The organism is Pollutimonas sp. M17, from assembly GCF_025836975.1.
In the GTDB taxonomy this organism is placed as follows: domain Bacteria; phylum Pseudomonadota; class Gammaproteobacteria; order Burkholderiales; family Burkholderiaceae_B.
This window is the reverse complement of the sequence record NZ_CP107548.1, coordinates 1,897,802-1,913,926: the sequence shown is the minus strand read 5'-3', so window position 1 is coordinate 1,913,926 and position 16,125 is coordinate 1,897,802. Positions and strand designations below refer to the sequence as shown.

The window sequence follows — 16,125 nt, the reverse complement described above, 5'->3', positions numbered from 1 at the left end:
GTGTTCTCCAGGCTCAAGGGCTGTCAATGTCATGACGGCCGCAGCCTGGAAATGTACAACATTGCGGGTCTACCGTGCTGCCGGCGAGTAGTCCTCGGCCACGCTGGGTTGCGCGGCCTGCCATGGGGCGCGTTCGATGGTACGGGTGATGAAATCGGCGCCGGCCAGGACGAAAAACAGGGTCAGGGTAAGCAGGCTGACCATGGCAACGAGGCGCAGCAGGGCAATGCTGCGGCGCAGCTGCATGAAATACATAAGCACCAGGAGCGACTTGGCCACGGCGATGGCAACATTCAGGATGGTGTTGAGAATGCCCAGGGGCAGCAGCGCGCTGAAGGTGCTGATGGCAAGCAGAAGCATCAGGCCCAGCCAGACTCCGATCAGCCGTTTCATGCCGCGCTCCCGACCGGAAGGACGTGACGAAGCGTGCCTGGACGTTCGACGCTCATAGGGCTCTCCCCGCCAGGTAGAGCGCCGGAAACAGGAAGATCCAGACGATATCCACGAAGTGCCAATAAAGCCCGGCCGCTTCCAGCCGCCGCAGTGTTGGGCGGCCCGGGCGCCGCCGCAGCGCGCGGCGGCAGTGGAGCATCAGCGCGATGCCCGCGGTCAGGTGCAGGGCGTGCAGCGCCGTGGCGAAAAAGTACACGAAGTAGAACAACTGCGCGCCGGCCTGGTTCACGGCGCCCTGCAGATGGAAATGGGGGCCGGGCACAAGCTGTTCGCGCCAATCCTGCACGTACTCATAGCCTTTGATCGCCAGGAAAGCCAGGCCCAGCAACACCACGGCATCGAGCGCCCGTCGCGCCCGCCCATATGCGCCGCGATCGGCCAGCAAGTGAGCCACGGCGACGCCCAGGCTGCTGGTCAGCAGCACCGCGGTGTTCACCGCGCCGCAAAGCAGGTCGGTGCCGCGGCTGGCCGCTTCGAAAGCCTGCGGCCACATGAATCGCCCATACAAGTAGGCAAAGAACACCGGGCCGAAAAACATGACTTCGGATCCCAGGAAAGCCCACATTCCCAGGCGGGTCCGGGCTGCCTGCCGCCCGATGTCTTGCTCGCTGTCCGGCGTGGCTGCATCCATGGCTGTCACTCCTGCAAGGGTGGATAGTCGTAGGGCGGATCCGAGCCGTCCGGAAGACGATCGAAGTTATGCTGGGGCGGCGGCGTAGCGGTCTTCCATTCCAGGCCGCTGGCTCCCCAGGGGTTATCGGGAGCGGGCCGGCCGTGCAGGCATGACCACAACAAGTATCCCAGCGGCAGCAGGTAGCCCACGGCCAGTATGGCGGCACCCGCGGAGGACAGCACGTTGAGCACCTGGAAGTCGGGCGGGTAGGTGTGGTAGCGGCGCGGCATGCCTTCGTAGCCCAGCAGGTATTGCGGGAAGAAGGTCAGGTTGAAACCCGCGAAGATGATCAGGGCGGCCAGCCGCGCCCATGATTCGGGATAGAGTCTGCCGGTGATCTTGGGCCACCAGTAGTGCGCCGCGCCCAGGTAGGCCATGACGGCGCCGCCCACCATGATGTAATGGAAGTGCGCCACCACGAAGTAGGTGTCGGTGACATGGACGTCCACCGACAAGGAAGCCAGGAACAGTCCGGTCAAGCCCCCTTGCAGGAACAGGACGACGAAGCCCAGCGCATAGAGCATAGGGGCTGTAAAGGAGATGGAGCCCTTGTACAGGGTGGCGGTCCAATTGAACACTTTTATCGCCGACGGCACAGCCACCATGAAGCTCAGCAGCGAGAACACCATGCTGGCATAGGCCGACTGGCCGCTGACGAACATGTGGTGCCCCCACACCAGGAAGCTGATGACCGCGATGCCGATGATGGCGAAAGCCATGAACCGGTAGCCGAATACGCGCTTGCGCGCAAAGCAGGGGATGATTTCGCTGGCCACGCCCATGGCGGGCAGGATCATGATGTACACCGCCGGGTGCGAATAGAACCAGAACAGGTGCTGGAACAGCAAGGGGTCGCCGCCCAGCGCCGGATTGAACAGGCCGACATGAAACACGCGTTCCGCGGCCAGCAGCAGCAGGGTGATGGCCAGCACCGGCGTGGCCAGCACCAGGATGACGCTGGTCGCATAGATCGCCCATACGAACAGGGGCAGCTTGAACCAGCCCATGCCGGGTGCGCGCAGGGTATGGACGGTGACGATGAAATTGACGCCGGTCGCAATGGAAGAAAAGCCCACGATCAGCACGCCCGCCAGCGTCAGGATCACATGCGTGTTCGAGAATACCGAGGAGTAGGGCGTGTAGAAGGTCCAGCCGGTGTCCACGCCTCCCAGCAGGAGCGCGGCGATGGTGAACAGGCCTCCTCCCGCGTACAGATACCAGCTCAGCAGATTCAGGCGGGGAAAGGCCAGGTCGCGCGCCCCTATCATCAGCGGCAGGGCGAAATTGCCGAACACCGAGGGAATGGACGGGATCAGGAACATCCACACCATGATGACGCCGTGCGCGGTGAACAGCCGGTTATAGGTATCGGCGTCGACGACGTCCGCGCCGGGCGTGAAAAGCTCCAGGCGCATCAGCGCCGCGGCCGTTGCGCCAATGAAGAAGAAGGCGGTGATCGATACCGCGTACAGGATGGCGATGCGCTTGTGATCCCGGCTGCTCAGCCACGACCAAAGCGTATAGCCGTCATGCAGATAGCTGGCCGCCCTTGCCGGAGCGGCGCGATCCGCATTCACGGCGGCGTCGGAATGCGCGCTCATGGACGTTCCCCCGCGAGTTCGTCACGGTCCAGCGACCGGATGTATTCGATGATGGCCGAGATGTCCTCCTCGTTCAGCTGGGTCTTGAACGAGGGCATGATGGCCTCGTAGCCGGCCACGATGGCTTTCTGCGGCTCCATGATGGAATCGCGCACATAGGTTTCATCGGCCACCACGTCGCTGCCATCGGACAATCGCACCCGGCGGCCCAGCAGTCCGGACAGCTCGGGGGCATGCACCGACGACGCCGCCGCGTGGCAGCCCATGCACCCGTGCCGGCGGAACAGCGCAAAGCCGCGCTCGGCCAGTCCCGGATGCGAGGCGCCGCCTTCCATCCACCGGGCATAGTCTTGCGGCGCCATGGCGACGACGCGGCCTTTCATTTCCGAGTGATCCGTGCCGCAATACTCGGCGCATAGCAGCAGATACTCGCCCGGGCGGTCCGCGCGGAACCAGAGGGTGCTGTAGCGCCCGGGGACCACATCGCGCTTGTTGCGCAGCGCGGGCACGAAGAAACTATGGATGACATCTTGCGAGGTCATGATCAGCTTGACGGGGGTATCGATCGGGATGTGCAGTTCATTGATCTCCCGCCGGCCGTTGGGATGTTCCACTGTCCACATCCATTGCTTGGCCACGATGAACACCCGCGTGGCGTCGCGCGGAGCGTGAAACTGCAAGGCATATTGCCGGGCGGACCACGCGAAGAGCCCCAGGAAAACGATGAGCGGTGCAATCGTCCAGGCCGCTTCCAGCCCGCGCGCGGAAGAAGGGGCATGCGCCCGGTTTGCCTTGGCGTTTTTACGATAGCGATAGCAGAAGATGGCGATCAATGCGATGAAGACGGCGGCGATCAGTGTTGAAAATCCCGTCAGCGCCAAGTAGAGCGCATCGGTGTCGCGCGCGGCGGCGGATGCGGAAGGCGGAAACAAGGCGAGGCCCTGGCTCATGCCGACCTCCGTGTCGAGCGCCCCGGCCGCCGGCCCGCGGTGCGTCGATGGGCCGCCCAGACGCCCAGGATCAGCGCAGCCATGCTGAAGAGGGCGGCTATGCGCACTATCGCCATGACCGTGACGCTGTAGCGAGCGGTCAGGGGATCGTAATGGCTGCACAAAAGCAGCACCTGCTCGGCCAGGCTGCCTACCCGTTCGTCCGATGCCTCGATGAGGGCCAGGCGTACGTCGCGGCGATCGAAGCGCAGGCCGGTGAAGTAGCGCGATATCTTCCCTTCAGGGGTCGCCACGAGGAAGCCGGCCGGATGACTGTACTGGCCGCTTTCTTCATCGTATTCGTATTCGAAGCCGGCCGCATGGGCAAGACGGGCGATCTGATCCCGTCCGCCGGTAAGCAGGTGCAGGTCCCGGGCATGGTCGCCGGCACCTTGGTAAGCGGCCAGTTTACGGGAGGCGTCGTCGGCGCTTTCACGCGGGTCTATGCCTATGCCGACAATAACGTGGGGCAAGCCCGCGTTTTGCACGCCTTGCAGCACGCCGTCCATGACGGTATCGCACAGGCGCGGGCAATGGTAATACCCAAACACCATGACCACGGGGTATTTGCCGAAGTAATCGCCCAGCCTTGCGGAGTTTCCCGCGGCATCCCTGAACATCGTCTGGAGCGGCAGATCGGCGCCCAGGTTCTGACGGAACTGGAGCGCGGGCGGCTCCTGCGCCAGGGCGCAGGCGCAGAACAGCATGAGTGCGCATAGCAGCCTCATGGCGATGCCTCCATGCGATCGACGCCCATCAGGTATTGCGGGCGGGCGGCGCCGGGCGGCAGCGCGCCATCCGCCGCCAGCGCCCGCATGGCCGCCTCGATCGGAATGCGCGCCAGCTCATGAGTCGGATCCACCCAGCCGTAGCTGTCCAGAATCAGCCGCTTGCCTGCCAGATAGTCGCGCAGCGCGGGCTGCGGCGCGGTTTCAAGCGCCGGTTCCTTTCCTTCGAGACTCGCTTGGCCTGGCCATTCCGGCGTGGCCTCCACGTCCCACAGGCGGCTCAGCGCCGCCACGACGACCAGCACCGTGGCCACCGCCGCCAGTAGCAGTATCAGCAGCGGCCACACGCGCCGCATGGGGATTTCACCGGCGTCGGACTTGGTCATTGCCGTGCTCCCTCTTCCCGCGTGGCCTGGCTCGTCCACCGGAATGATCCCCCGCGCCCATCGGGCGTGGCGGCGGCCCGCAGCAGGAAGGCCATGCCGGCCAGCGCCAGCGGCGCCATCCAGAGGGCGTGCCGGCTCAGCCCTGGAACCGAAGGCAGCGTGATCCAGATGGACTCGAGCCAGCCCAGCACGCACAGCAGGCAGGCCAGAGCAAGCAGGCGTTGGCGGTCCTGCTTGATGGAGCGAAACAGCAGCAGCATCAGGGGAGCGAACACATCCAGCGCGACCAGCGCGCCGCCCAGCCAGATCCAGCCCGTCTGCATGCGCGGCAAATACCAGGAGATCTCGTTCGGCAGGTTCTCGGCCCAGACGATGAGGAACTGGACAAAGGCCAGATACGCCCACATCAGCACATACATGAGCAATAGATTGCCCCAGTCGCGCCCCAGGTCCGGCCGGAAGCGGGAACCGGAGGCATCCGCCGGCGGCCGGCTCGCGCCCGCCACGCCCAGTGCGAAGCCCAGCTTCATCTGCATGGTGATGGCGATCAGGCCGAAGCCGCTGGAATACCATTGCGGCATCAGCGACAGGATCAGATCGACGCTGGCCAGGCTCGCGGTAAGGCCGTAGACGATCAGGCAGGCGGCGCTTGCGCCTTTGCCCTGCATATGCCGACGCGGATGCAGGCATGCCTGCCAGAGTCCCGCATACAGGATCAGCCGGGCCGTGACGAAGGCGGGCGATAGCCAGGCGGCCTTGAAGGCCGGCTGGTCCGTTCCGGGCGTCCAGCCGGCTTGGCTCCATGGATAGAACAGCCATGCCGCCGCGGCCAGAGGCAGCATCAGGACCAGGAGCATGGGCAGGGTGGCGGCGAGGCGCCGCCAGATCGGCCGCAGCGGCAAGCCCCATGCGCCGCCTGTCAGGTCGTGCAGCCATGCGTTGGCTTGCGACCCCAGCACCGCAGCGGCGCAAGTCCACCATGCGGCAAGCCAGCACGCGAAGAACGTCCGGATGTCCACCGCCATGCCCAGGCAGCACAGCAAGAGGGCGATTGTCCCGGCCCATGTCCAGCACCGCCGCCTCCGCCGGCTTTCGGGTCCGTTCATGGCCGGCCCTCCCGTTCATGCGGCAATTCCGCCCGGGCCCGTTCCGCCATGGTGGCTGGCAAGCGATCCAGCCTGGCATGCTGGCTTAGCTGCAGCGCCCGCACATAGGCCACGATCGCCCAGCGATCGGCGGGCGCCACACGATCGGCATAGGAAGCCATCACGCCATAGCCCTGGGTGATGACATCGTAGATATAGCGATCCGATACACCGCGCAGGCGGTCGCTGTGGTAAGAGGGCGGGGACGGGAAGCCGCGCCGCGCCACGCGCCCGTCGCCGTCGCCCACCGGGCTGTGGCAAGGCAGGCAATAAATGTCATAGCGCTGACGGCCGCGCGCCAGCAAGCCCTGGTCCAGGGTATAGGGCTGTGCCGGGGCGGCCGCGTCCCGCGCACGGACGGCGGCATCCTCGGTTCCAAGGCGGCCGCTCGACGAGCCGGCGCCCGCGCCCCGCGCATGGACCATGGTGCCGGGCGGCGGCGTGCGCGAGGCCGCGCCATCGGAAAACAATGAGCTCGAGCCATGGGCCTTGCCCCGGGGCTGGTCGTACATATCGTGCATCGCGCGCTCGCAGCCGGCCAGCGCCAGGAACAGTGCGGGCAGGCCAAGCAGCAGAATGGAACGGCTTCTCATGACCAGACCTCGCCCGAATCACTCGCGCCGAGCCGCGACAATTGGCGCAGGCGCCGTGCCACATCGAAATCGGCGCCTTTCACCGAACCGGGGCGCACGCAAAGGAAATACCGGTCGCGCGTCGCCAGGTCGAAGCAGGGCGCATTGAAGATGGGGTGGTAAAGGCGTGGCAAGCCATTTGCGAACAACATGCCGAATACTGCCGCCAGCGCGGCGCACAAGATGGCCATCTCGAATGCGACAGGTATGAACATGGGCCAGCTGTCCAGCGGCCGGCCCCCGATGTTCACGGGAAACGAAACCACGGCCGCGTACCACTGCATGAAGAACCCGCCCAGGGCCCCCGCGATGCCCGCGAGCAGCGTGATCAGCGGCACCCGCGTGGGAGGCAGCCGCAGCGCCTCTGCCAGTCCCTCCACCGCATAGGGCGCGTAAGCCTCCAGCCGCAGGCCTGGTTCCTGCTCGCGCAATGTGCGTATGGCCGCCAGCAGGGCCTGGGGCGTCTCGAAGCGCCCGACGACGCCGTACAGCATCGGCTTCATCGTACGTCCTCCCCGGATGTTTCCTGCACCAGGCCGCGCATCTCGGCCATGGAGATCAGGGGCAGATAGCGGACGAACATCAGGAACAGCCATACGAACAGGGCAATGGACGACAACAGAAAGACCCAATCCCAGAACGAGGGAACGAAAACTCCCCAGGATGACGGAAGGAAATCCTGGTGCAGGCTTTGCACCACGATCAGGAAACGTTCCATCCACATGCCTGCGTTGATGACCAGGCTGATGATGAGCAGTGCGGGCACATTGCGCCGCATGCGCCGGCTCCATAGAATCTGGGGCGCCAGCACATTGCAGCAGATATACGCCCAGTACACCGGCGCATAGACGCCGGTGAATCGATCCTGCGTCATGTGGATTTCGTAGGCGTCTCCGCTGTAGTAGGCCGTGAAGATCTCCGAGGCATAGCCATAGGCCACGAACAGGCTGCAGGCGAGCATGACCCTGGCCGCCAGGTCCAGATGCCGCATTGTGATGAAGTCCCTCAAATTCAGATAATGGCGCAGGGGAATGGCCAGGGTCACGACCATGGCGAAACCCGAGAACAGCGCGCCCGCGACGAAGTAGGGCGGGAAAATGGTGGAGTGGTAGCCTGGCGTGTTGCCTATGGCAAAATCCAGCGATACCACCGTATGCACGGACACCACCAGCGGCGTGGCCAGGCCCGCCAGCAGCAGATAGGCGCTTTCGTAGCGTTGCCAGTGACGCGCGTCGCCGCGCCAGCCCAGGGCAAGCAGGCCATAAGCCAGCTGCTTGCCCCGGCTCCGGGCCTTGTCGCGCAATGAGGCCAGGTCCGGAATCAGCCCCACATACCAGAACAGCAGGGACACCAGCAAATAGGTGGAAATGGCGAAAATGTCCCAGACCAGCGGACTGCGCCACTGTGGCCAAAGCTCCATTCTGTTGGGATAGGGCAGCAACCAATAGGCGAACCATGGCCGGCCCAGATGGAAGATGGGGAACAGCCCGGCGATGCCCGCCGCAAACAGGGTCATGGCTTCGGCATAGCGATTGATGGAGGTGCGCCAGCGCTGGCGCAGCAGCAGCAGAATCGCCGAGATGAAGGTGCCGGCGTGGCCTATGCCTATCCACCATACGAAATTGCCCAGCGCAAATCCCCAGGCCACCGGCATGTTCACCCCGAACAGGCCGACGCCGCGCATGAACAGCCAGGCGCTGGCCGACAGCAGCACCAGCACGCCCGAGAAGCTGATCAGCAGGGCGCCGCGCCAGCGCCAATGCGCCTTCCATCCACGCGTCCATGGACCGCCCCGGCCCAGCACGATATGGCTGATCTTGTCGGTGACGCCGCCCGCCGTCCAGCCCGGGCCCAGCACGGGCGTGCCTGCGGAGACGGCGGTGGTGTCCATGTCGTTTTCAGCCATCGTCTTCCTCCAGCTGCGCGGCCGGATCGTCGACGCGCGCCAGATAGCTCGTGCGCGGCCGCGTGTTCAGCTCTTCCAGCACGGTGTAGTTGCGCGTCGAGGCCTTGCTGCGGCTGACGAGGCTGTCCGGATCGTTCAGGTCGCCGAATACGATGGCATGGGTGGGGCAGGTGGCCTGGCAGGCCGTGACCACTTCGCCGTCCCGGATACGGCGGCCTTCCTTCTGCGCCTGTATGCGCGCATGGGAAATGCGTTGTACGCAATACGTGCACTTTTCCATTACGCCGCGCTGGCGCACGGTGACATCGGGATTGGCATGCGCCGCGGCGGCGGGGTCGGTCGCCGCGTACTGGAAGAAGTTGAAATGCCTGACCTTGTACGGGCAGTTGTTGGAGCAGAAGCGCGTCCCGACGCAGCGGTTATAGACCTGTACGTTCAGGCCTTCACTGTCGTGCATGGTGGCGCCCACCGGGCACACCACCTCACAGGGCGCGTTCTCGCAATGCTGGCAAGCCATGGGCTGGAACTGTGCGCGCCCCTCGTCTTCCGGGCGGTACAGATCGATGCGCATCCAGTGCATCTCGCGCCCCAGCGCGACTTCCCGCGGTCCGACCACGGGGATGTTGTTCTCCGCCTGGCAGGCGATGGCGCAGGCATTGCAGCCTATGCAGGCATCCAGATCCACCGTCATGCCCCATGCGTAGCCGTCATATCGCCGGTCCGGATAGAGCGAGGGCTGGTCGCCTGGCCCGCTGCGCGCCGCCCGGGCGCCCGCATGGGAAACTGCCGCGTCCAGCGCCACGTCCTGCGCATCTTCGGGACGCCGGCGCACTTGCACCGTGCGCACCGGCTTGCGGCCGTGCAGGGTCTTTTGGGGCTGGGCGCAGGCGAAGTCATGGCGCTCGCCGGCGGCCCGCATGCCGACCCGACGGGTACGCCGAGGCATGCCATGCTCGACGGGCTGCAGGACATAGGCATCGAAACCATGGCCCGGAGACGCGCTGCCCGGGATGGAGCGCCCATAGCCCAGCGGCAGGGTGACGACGCCATCGGCCTGGCCCGGCATGATCCAGACCGGCGCCAGCAGCCGGGACGGTGAATCTTCCGCAGCCAAAGAGACGACGTCGCCCGATTCGAGTCCATGCAGGCGTGCCGTGGCCGGGCTGATCAGGGCGGCGTTGTCCCAGACGATCTTGCTATAGGGGCGGGGCAGTTCCTGCAGCCAGGCATTGTCGGCATACTCGCCCGCGATCAGATTGCTGTCGTTGGCGAACACGGCGATCAAGCCGGCTTGGCCGGAGGCCTCCTTGTCCTTCGCCAGGCCGCCTTCCTCCTCGAACGCATCGGGCAGAGGTGACAATGCCTGCGCCGCGGGGCCGCCGGCCAGCACGCCCCGGCGCAGCGTCGCCTGCCACCAGGACTCGAAGCCGGCCGCATTGTCGTCTTGCGCGCCGCTCTGCCCGATGGGGCGTCCGGCGCCCGCGCTCGCCGGCTTGCCGGCCACTTCTTCCCAGATCGAACGCCAGGTGGCACGCACGCGCTCGTGCGCGCTGCCGCTCGTCCCGGTTGCCAGCATGCCAAGAAGCTCGTGGAGCGAGCGTCCGCCATAAATCGGCGCGATTACCGGTTGGACGACGCTGGCCGTGCCATCGTGGCTGCGCGCATCGCCCCAGGATTCGAGCTCATGCGCCTTGGGCACATGCCAACTGGAAAGAAGGGCGGTCTCGTCGCGGTACAAGCCCATGTGCACCGAGCAGCCTACTTGGGACAAGGCTTGCGAGAAGTCCAGCTCGCCGGGTGCGTCATAGGCTGGATTCACATCCAGCATGATCAAGGTTTCGACCTTGCCCGCGCGCATCTCGTCAACCAGTTCGCCAAGAGTCGCCGGATGAGATGCCGTCGCCGGTCCCTCATCGGATTGCCGCCCGGCATCGCGGCGAGGCGGCATTTCCTGGGCAATCGGAATGACGGTATGGCCGATATTGCCCAGATGCGCATTGATGCGCCAGGCAAGCAGATGAGCCCTGCGGGACACGCTGTGGCCCGGCGCGACGACGCAAGCGCCCCTTGCGGCCCGCAGTTGGCCGCACAATCGGTCCAGCCAGGCCGCCCGATGCGGCGCGGCGGGCGGCAAGGGCGCCAGGCCCGGCACGCCCAGGCGCAAGCCGATCGCATGCAGCGCCGCTTCCATCTGCGCCGGAGACAAGGCCCGGCGCGCATCCGCCAGCGCGCCGGGCAGGCCGGGAGTGCTTTCCAGCGCATACAGGCGTGCGCGCGGCGACCCCTTGCGCGCCTGCATGAAGCCTTGCGCATTGCATACGCCATCGGCCCCCGGGCCGAACAGATCGGCGTCCACGCTCAACACCACGCGCGCGCGCTCCAGACGATAGACCGCGCGGGCCGGCCGCCCAAAGACCTGCCGCGCGGCCGAGGCGCGCGCGCCGCTGTCGGAGGGGTCGTGCACATGCCAGCGGGCACCCGGCCAGCGCTCCAATACTTCGCCTATCTGGGCCAGCAAGGTCGGCGATGACACCGGTCCGCTCAGCAGGCGCAGGCCTTCGCCGCCCCTGCGCGCTTCCTCGTCCATGCGTCGCCGCAACCCTTCCTGCAAGGCCGGAAAGGTCGAAAGCCGCCCCGCATGCATCACTGTGCGCGATCGTCCCGGGTCCCACAAGGTCAGGATGGCGGCCTGGGCCTGCGCGTCCGCGGCGCCCAGGCTGGCCGGGTGCGCACTGTTGCCCTCTATCTTGATGGGCCGACCCGATTTCGTCTCCACCAGTATCCCCATGCCCAGGCCGCCGCGCAGCAGGGTGCTGGCGTAGTAGACGGGGTCGCCGGGAACCAGGCCCTCGGGCATGTTCACATACGGCAGGATCTTTTCGGCGGGCGGCTGGCTGCATCCCGTTCCCGCCAGCGCCGCGGAGGCGGCCATCAGCTTGAGCACGCGCCGGCGCGCCGGATCGGCGACCGGATCGGCGGCGGGAAGTGTGGGAAAAATGACGGCAGGTCGTTTCATGGCGGCGGCCCGGTCAACGGTGACAGCTGGAGCAGTCGGTCAGGCGCTGGGGGTCTTCCAGCTGAAGCAGGCGCAGCAAATGGTCGCGCTCGGCCTTGGTGAGCACGGGCATCGTCCGCATCGCCGTCACGTGGTCCAGCGGCACCACACGCCTGGACGGGTCGCGATGGCAGCCCAGGCACCATTGCATGTCCAGCGCCTGCTGGCGCATGAGCACAGGCATCTGGTCGACTCTTCCATGGCAGCTCACGCAGGCCACGCCCTTGTTCACATGGATGCTGTGATTGAAGAACACGAAATCGGGCAGGTCGTATACGCGGTTCCACTGTATCGGCTTGCCGCTGCGCATGCTTTCGTGCAGCGGCGCCAGCGCCGGGGCATCGCGAAACAGCTGCGAATGGCAGGTCAGGCAGATGCCGGTCGACGGCATGCCCGCCGATGCGGAAGTTTCGACCGAGGTATGGCAGTAACGGCAGTCGATGCCATCGTCGCCCACGTGATGCTTGTGGCTGAATGGTATGGGCTGCGGCACGGCCACGGCGGGCTCCGCGGGCGAGGTCGTGCGCCACACCATCCCCGCGATCGTCAAGAGCAGCAGGCACACTGGCGCAAGCAGCACCAGCTTCACCAGCAGGACTTGCGAGCGCTCCAGCAATTGAGGCATGGCGCGGCTTCAATGCACCGACTGCGAGATCAGGCGCTTGTAGCGCGGCCCGTGCTCATGAAGCGCCGTGCGCACCTCGGCCACCTGGTCCGCGTCCACGGGAGGAGCCCGGTTGCCCCAGGTATTGCGCACGTAAGTGAGCACGTCGGCAACCTGCTGATCGCTCAGCTTCCAGGCAAAGCCCGGCATGGCCAATCCCGTCGGAAGCTCGGGCGGATCGGCCATGAAATCGCCGGCCAGGACCACCTGTATCAAGGTCTGGGGTTGCGAGGCGCGGATGGGCGGACTGTCCGCCAGCGGTGGAAATGCGCCTTTCTGGCCTTTGCCATCCGCCATGTGGCAGCCCATGCACTGGTCTATGTAGAGCCCTTTGCCGCGCGCCATGACCTGTTCGTCGATGTCTTTCACTTCTTCCGGCTTGTGGGCGGGGATGTCCTTCAGGTAAGTGGCCATGGCGATCAGATCCGCATTGCTCAGATGCTGCGTGGAATTCATCACCACTTCCGTCATGGGTCCGGTGCTGGCGGTATCCTCGTTGGCGCCCGTCTTCAGGTATTGGACGATGTCGTTCACCGACCAGGTCCCCAGCCCGTCGCGCTCGCTGGCGGTCAGGCTGGGCGCATACCAGGCTTCGCCCGCGTCGCCGCCCTGCATCGCCTTGTCACGATCCGACGCGCCAAACATATTCTTCGGCGTATGGCAGGCCGCGCAATGCCCGGGGCCTTCGACCAGATAGGCACCGCGGTTCCATACGTCCGGCTTGTCCTCGCGGTGCACATATTCGCCCTGGTCAAAGAACAGCAGGTTCCATCCCGCCACCAGCCGGCGCCACCCGAGCGGCCAGATCAGCTCGTTCTCCGGAGCCATTGCGCGTACCGGTTCCAGGGTGTCCAGATAGCTTTTCAGGGCGTCGACATCTTCGCGCGGCATCTTGGTAAACCAGGGATAAGGGCAAGCCGGATAAAGATACTGGCCGTCCTTGCGCCTGCCCTCATGCATGGCGCGATAAAAATCGTCCCGGCTCCAATTGCCGATGCCGGTCACGACATCGGGCGTGATGTTGCTGGAGAAAATGGTGCCGAAGGGCGTTTCCACCGGATAGCCTCCCGCAAAAGGCTTGCCGCCCTTGACGGTATGACAGGAAATGCAATCGCCCGCCTGGGCCAGGTAGCGGCCGCGCTGGACGTTCGTGAATTCCGTGCCCTGCGCATGGACGGCCGCCGCGGCCATGAGGGCGGTACAAGCCGCGGCCGCCAGACATTGAGAACCATGTTTGATCGCTTGCATGACGTCTCCCGGTTCAGGTCTGGATCAGAGGCCCGGGGTTCTTCAAATACATCTTGCGTATGGCATCGGCCGCCCAGAAGGCCAGGGCGCCCACCGTGCCCGTCGGGTTGTAGCCGGCGTTCTGGGGGAAGTTGCAGGCCCCCACCACGAATACATTGGGCACATCCCAGCTTTGCAGATAGCGGTTGACCACGCTGGTGCGCGGATCGTCCCCCATGATGGCGCCGCCGGTGTTGTGCGTGGTCTGGTAGGGAACGATGCTGTAGGGCTTCTTCCGCTTGTTCACGTTGATGGACCGCGGCTTCATGGCCTTGGCGATGCCCTCCGCCTTGCCGGTCAGGAACTCGGACATCCTGTAGTCGTTGTCGTGGAAGTCGAAGGTGAGGCGCAACAGCGGATTGCCATACGCATCCTTGTAGGAGGGATCCAGGTCCAGATAGGCGCCGCGATGACTGACCACGCTGCCGTGGGTCGCGACCGACACGCTCTTCAGGTAGTTCTCGCTCATCGCCTTCTTCCAGCCCGCACCCCATTTGGGCGCGTCCTTGGGAAGATGGTGCTGCGTTATGGGGCGGCCGCCGGTGGTCCACAGCGCGATATAGCCCCCGCCTATGAAACCTTCGGGGCCGTGGTCGAAATTATCGGTGTTGAACTCGTCGATGGCCTGCCCCAAGGCGCCGGCGCCCATATAGGGATTGATCAGTTCATCGACAAAGGCCTCGACCGAAGAGGTGATCTGATAGGCGTAATTGCGGCCGGTGACGCCCGTGCCGCTTACGGGATCGTAAGGCCGGCCTATGCCCGAGAGCAGCAGCAAGTGGACGTTGTGATGCGCAAAGGCGCACAGTATCACCAGTTGCGCAGGCTGTTCGTATTCGCGGCCTTCCAGGTCCCGGTACAGGACGCCCTTGGCTTTCTTGCCGGTATTGTCCAGCTTGACGCGCATGACGTCGCAGCCGCTGCGGTACGAGAAGTTGTCCTTCTTCAGCAGCACCGGCAAGATCGTCGATTGCGGCGATGCCTTCGAATTATTGCCGCAGCCGAACCACTCGCAAAAGCCGCAATACGTGCATTGGCCCATTTGCACGCCCAGCGGATTCTTGTAAGGGCGCGAGGTGTTGGCGGCCGGGGCGGGAAAGGGATGGTAGCCCAGTTCGCGCGCAGCCTTGTCGAACATCAGCGATCCGGCGCTGCGCTCCAGCGGCGGCAAGGGATAGTCCCGCCTGCGCGCGCCCTCGAAGGGATTGCCTTCCTGCCGCAATGAGCCCCCCACGTTGCCGGCTGTTCCCGATACGCCGCATAGATACTCGAAACGGTCGTAATAGGGTTCAAGGTCGTCATAACTGACGCCCCAATCCTGTATCGTGATGTCCGGCGCGATGAAATCGGCGCCATAGCGTTCCTCGGTATGCGAACGCAGCACGAAATCATCGGGCAGAAAACGCCAGGTCTGGCCATTCCAGTGCACGCCCGCGCCTCCGACCCCCGCGCCCGGACGAAACGATCCCAGATGCCGCATGGGAAGGGCCGTCTGGTCCCGCGTATTCCGAAAGCTCAGCGTTTCGCGCACAGGAGCCTGGAACAAGCCGCCGCGCACGGCATACCTCAATTCATCCTGTATGTGCGTGGTGGAAAAATCGGGCACCGTGGCGCGGTCCACGCCGCGTTCCAGGGCCAGTACCTGCAAGCCCTCGTCGGTCAGCTCCTGGGCGATGATGGATGCCGTCCAGCCAAAACCCACCAGCACCACATCCACCGGATTCAATCTTGTCGCCATGCTTGCTCCTTTATGCGACCGTGCCTGTGCGCGTGCCGTCCCGGCCCAGCAGGCCGACCGTCGGCATCGGATAAGGCTTGCCGTACTGGGTGATATCGTCCACATAGTTGTAGCGGGGGCCGGGAAAACCGATAAGCTTCCAGCCCGCAAAGCCGCGATTGCCGCCGTACATCGGGTCCGAAAGGAAACCTTCCTGCGTGTTCTGCCACAGGAGAGCGAAGAAGGCCTGAGCGGGCACGTCCTTGAGTTCGATCTTCTTCTGGTCCATGTCGTGCAGAACCTGGTCCTGGTCTTCTTCGCCCAGATCGGCATAGGCCTTGCCATCGAACCGCTGGCGGCAGTAGTCGTCCATGCCTGCAATCGCCTTGCGGTACAGCTGGGCGGGCGTCTCCTGCAATTGATAGCCCTGCTGCTCGGTTCCCTTTGCCCAGGGGCCCTCCATATACCAACGGTCGGCACGCCCATAAGGGCCGGCCAGCTGCAAGTCGATGAAGAAGGGGACCGACGCCTGGACGGCGCCCGGGTCCTCATCGCTGCCCGGTATCAGCCTGGCGGTGGCCGCGACGATGAAGCGATATTCCTCGGCCGAGAAAAAGCGGCGGGCAAGCTTGACGGGTGTGGCCTTATCCTGGCCACAGGCGGGCAGGGCAAAGAGAACTGGCAAGGCCAGCGCTGTCTGAACGAAGCGCCGCCGACTCAAGGTATGCCGGGACGGCGTTGCGCGCGGGAATTCCGGCATCTCGCCGCCCCCAGGGGCGCTGTCATCCAGAATGTTTCGTTTCGTTTCTAGCGTATCCATTTGCAGCCTCCGGCATGTCCTGTTATGCGGCGGAGTCAGCAAAGTTCATTCCTGAAACGGCCCCTGGGA

General features: G+C 65.0%; 15 protein-coding genes. All 15 read right to left on the bottom strand.

What is annotated here, in order from left to right; translation table 11 throughout:
- Positions 1–69 precede the first annotated feature (69 nt).
- The 15 genes from OEG81_RS09105 to OEG81_RS09035 all read right to left on the bottom strand — a co-directional run bounded on the left by OEG81_RS09105 (position 70) and on the right by OEG81_RS09035 (position 16,056).
- Entirely contained in the window at positions 70–393 is a 324-nt protein-coding gene (locus OEG81_RS09105; protein WP_264132437.1) for a cytochrome C oxidase subunit IV family protein, read from the bottom strand.
- Between the two features lie 52 nt (positions 394–445).
- The gene (locus tag OEG81_RS09100) at positions 446–1,084 is read right to left on the bottom strand and encodes a cytochrome c oxidase subunit 3 (RefSeq protein WP_264132435.1); all 639 of its coding nucleotides are present in this window, start codon (positions 1,082–1,084) and stop codon (positions 446–448) included.
- A 5-nt stretch (positions 1,085–1,089) separates the two neighbouring features.
- Positions 1,090–2,727 (bottom strand): cytochrome c oxidase subunit I, encoded by a 1,638-nt coding sequence (gene ctaD / locus OEG81_RS09095; protein WP_264132434.1) that lies wholly within the window; start codon positions 2,725–2,727, stop codon positions 1,090–1,092.
- Positions 2,724–3,677: a cytochrome c oxidase subunit II gene (coxB, locus tag OEG81_RS09090; RefSeq protein ID WP_264132433.1), complete on the bottom strand. Its 954-nt coding sequence runs from the start codon at positions 3,675–3,677 to the stop codon at positions 2,724–2,726. The genes ctaD and coxB overlap by 4 nt, the downstream gene beginning before the upstream one ends.
- Positions 3,674–4,444 carry an SCO family protein gene (locus tag OEG81_RS09085; protein ID WP_264132432.1) on the bottom strand — a complete coding sequence of 257 codons (771 nt, stop codon included), beginning with the start codon at positions 4,442–4,444 and terminating at the stop codon, positions 3,674–3,676. Before OEG81_RS09085 ends, coxB begins: the two co-directional genes overlap by 4 nt.
- A complete protein-coding gene (locus tag OEG81_RS09080) occupies positions 4,441–4,830 on the bottom strand; it encodes a hypothetical protein (RefSeq protein WP_264132431.1) in 390 nt (129 codons plus the stop codon). The genes OEG81_RS09085 and OEG81_RS09080 overlap by 4 nt, the downstream gene beginning before the upstream one ends.
- The gene (locus OEG81_RS09075; protein ID WP_264132430.1) at positions 4,827–5,936 is read right to left on the bottom strand and encodes a hypothetical protein; all 1,110 of its coding nucleotides are present in this window, start codon (positions 5,934–5,936) and stop codon (positions 4,827–4,829) included. Before OEG81_RS09075 ends, OEG81_RS09080 begins: the two co-directional genes overlap by 4 nt.
- Complete coding sequence (locus tag OEG81_RS09070) at positions 5,933–6,568, bottom strand: c-type cytochrome (protein WP_264132429.1); 636 nt, start codon at positions 6,566–6,568, stop codon at positions 5,933–5,935. The genes OEG81_RS09075 and OEG81_RS09070 overlap by 4 nt, the downstream gene beginning before the upstream one ends.
- On the bottom strand, positions 6,565–7,110 hold the full coding sequence (locus OEG81_RS09065) for a DUF3341 domain-containing protein (RefSeq protein WP_264132427.1): 546 nt from the start codon (positions 7,108–7,110) through the stop codon (positions 6,565–6,567). The genes OEG81_RS09070 and OEG81_RS09065 overlap by 4 nt, the downstream gene beginning before the upstream one ends.
- Entirely contained in the window at positions 7,107–8,513 is a 1,407-nt protein-coding gene (gene nrfD / locus OEG81_RS09060) for an NrfD/PsrC family molybdoenzyme membrane anchor subunit (protein WP_264132425.1), read from the bottom strand. The genes OEG81_RS09065 and nrfD overlap by 4 nt, the downstream gene beginning before the upstream one ends.
- On the bottom strand, positions 8,506–11,529 hold the full coding sequence (locus OEG81_RS09055) for a 4Fe-4S dicluster domain-containing protein (protein WP_264132423.1): 3,024 nt from the start codon (positions 11,527–11,529) through the stop codon (positions 8,506–8,508). Before OEG81_RS09055 ends, nrfD begins: the two co-directional genes overlap by 8 nt.
- A gap of 13 nt (positions 11,530–11,542) precedes the next feature.
- Positions 11,543–12,193 (bottom strand): cytochrome c3 family protein, encoded by a 651-nt coding sequence (locus OEG81_RS09050; RefSeq protein ID WP_264132421.1) that lies wholly within the window; start codon positions 12,191–12,193, stop codon positions 11,543–11,545.
- 9 nt (positions 12,194–12,202) lie between these two features.
- Entirely contained in the window at positions 12,203–13,423 is a 1,221-nt protein-coding gene (locus tag OEG81_RS09045) for a c-type cytochrome (RefSeq protein WP_264132420.1), read from the bottom strand.
- Positions 13,424–13,493: 70 nt separating this feature from the next.
- Complete coding sequence (locus OEG81_RS09040; RefSeq protein ID WP_264132419.1) at positions 13,494–15,257, bottom strand: GMC family oxidoreductase; 1,764 nt, start codon at positions 15,255–15,257, stop codon at positions 13,494–13,496.
- Between the two features lie 10 nt (positions 15,258–15,267).
- The gene (locus tag OEG81_RS09035) at positions 15,268–16,056 is read right to left on the bottom strand and encodes a gluconate 2-dehydrogenase subunit 3 family protein (protein ID WP_264132418.1); all 789 of its coding nucleotides are present in this window, start codon (positions 16,054–16,056) and stop codon (positions 15,268–15,270) included.
- Positions 16,057–16,125 lie beyond the last annotated feature (69 nt).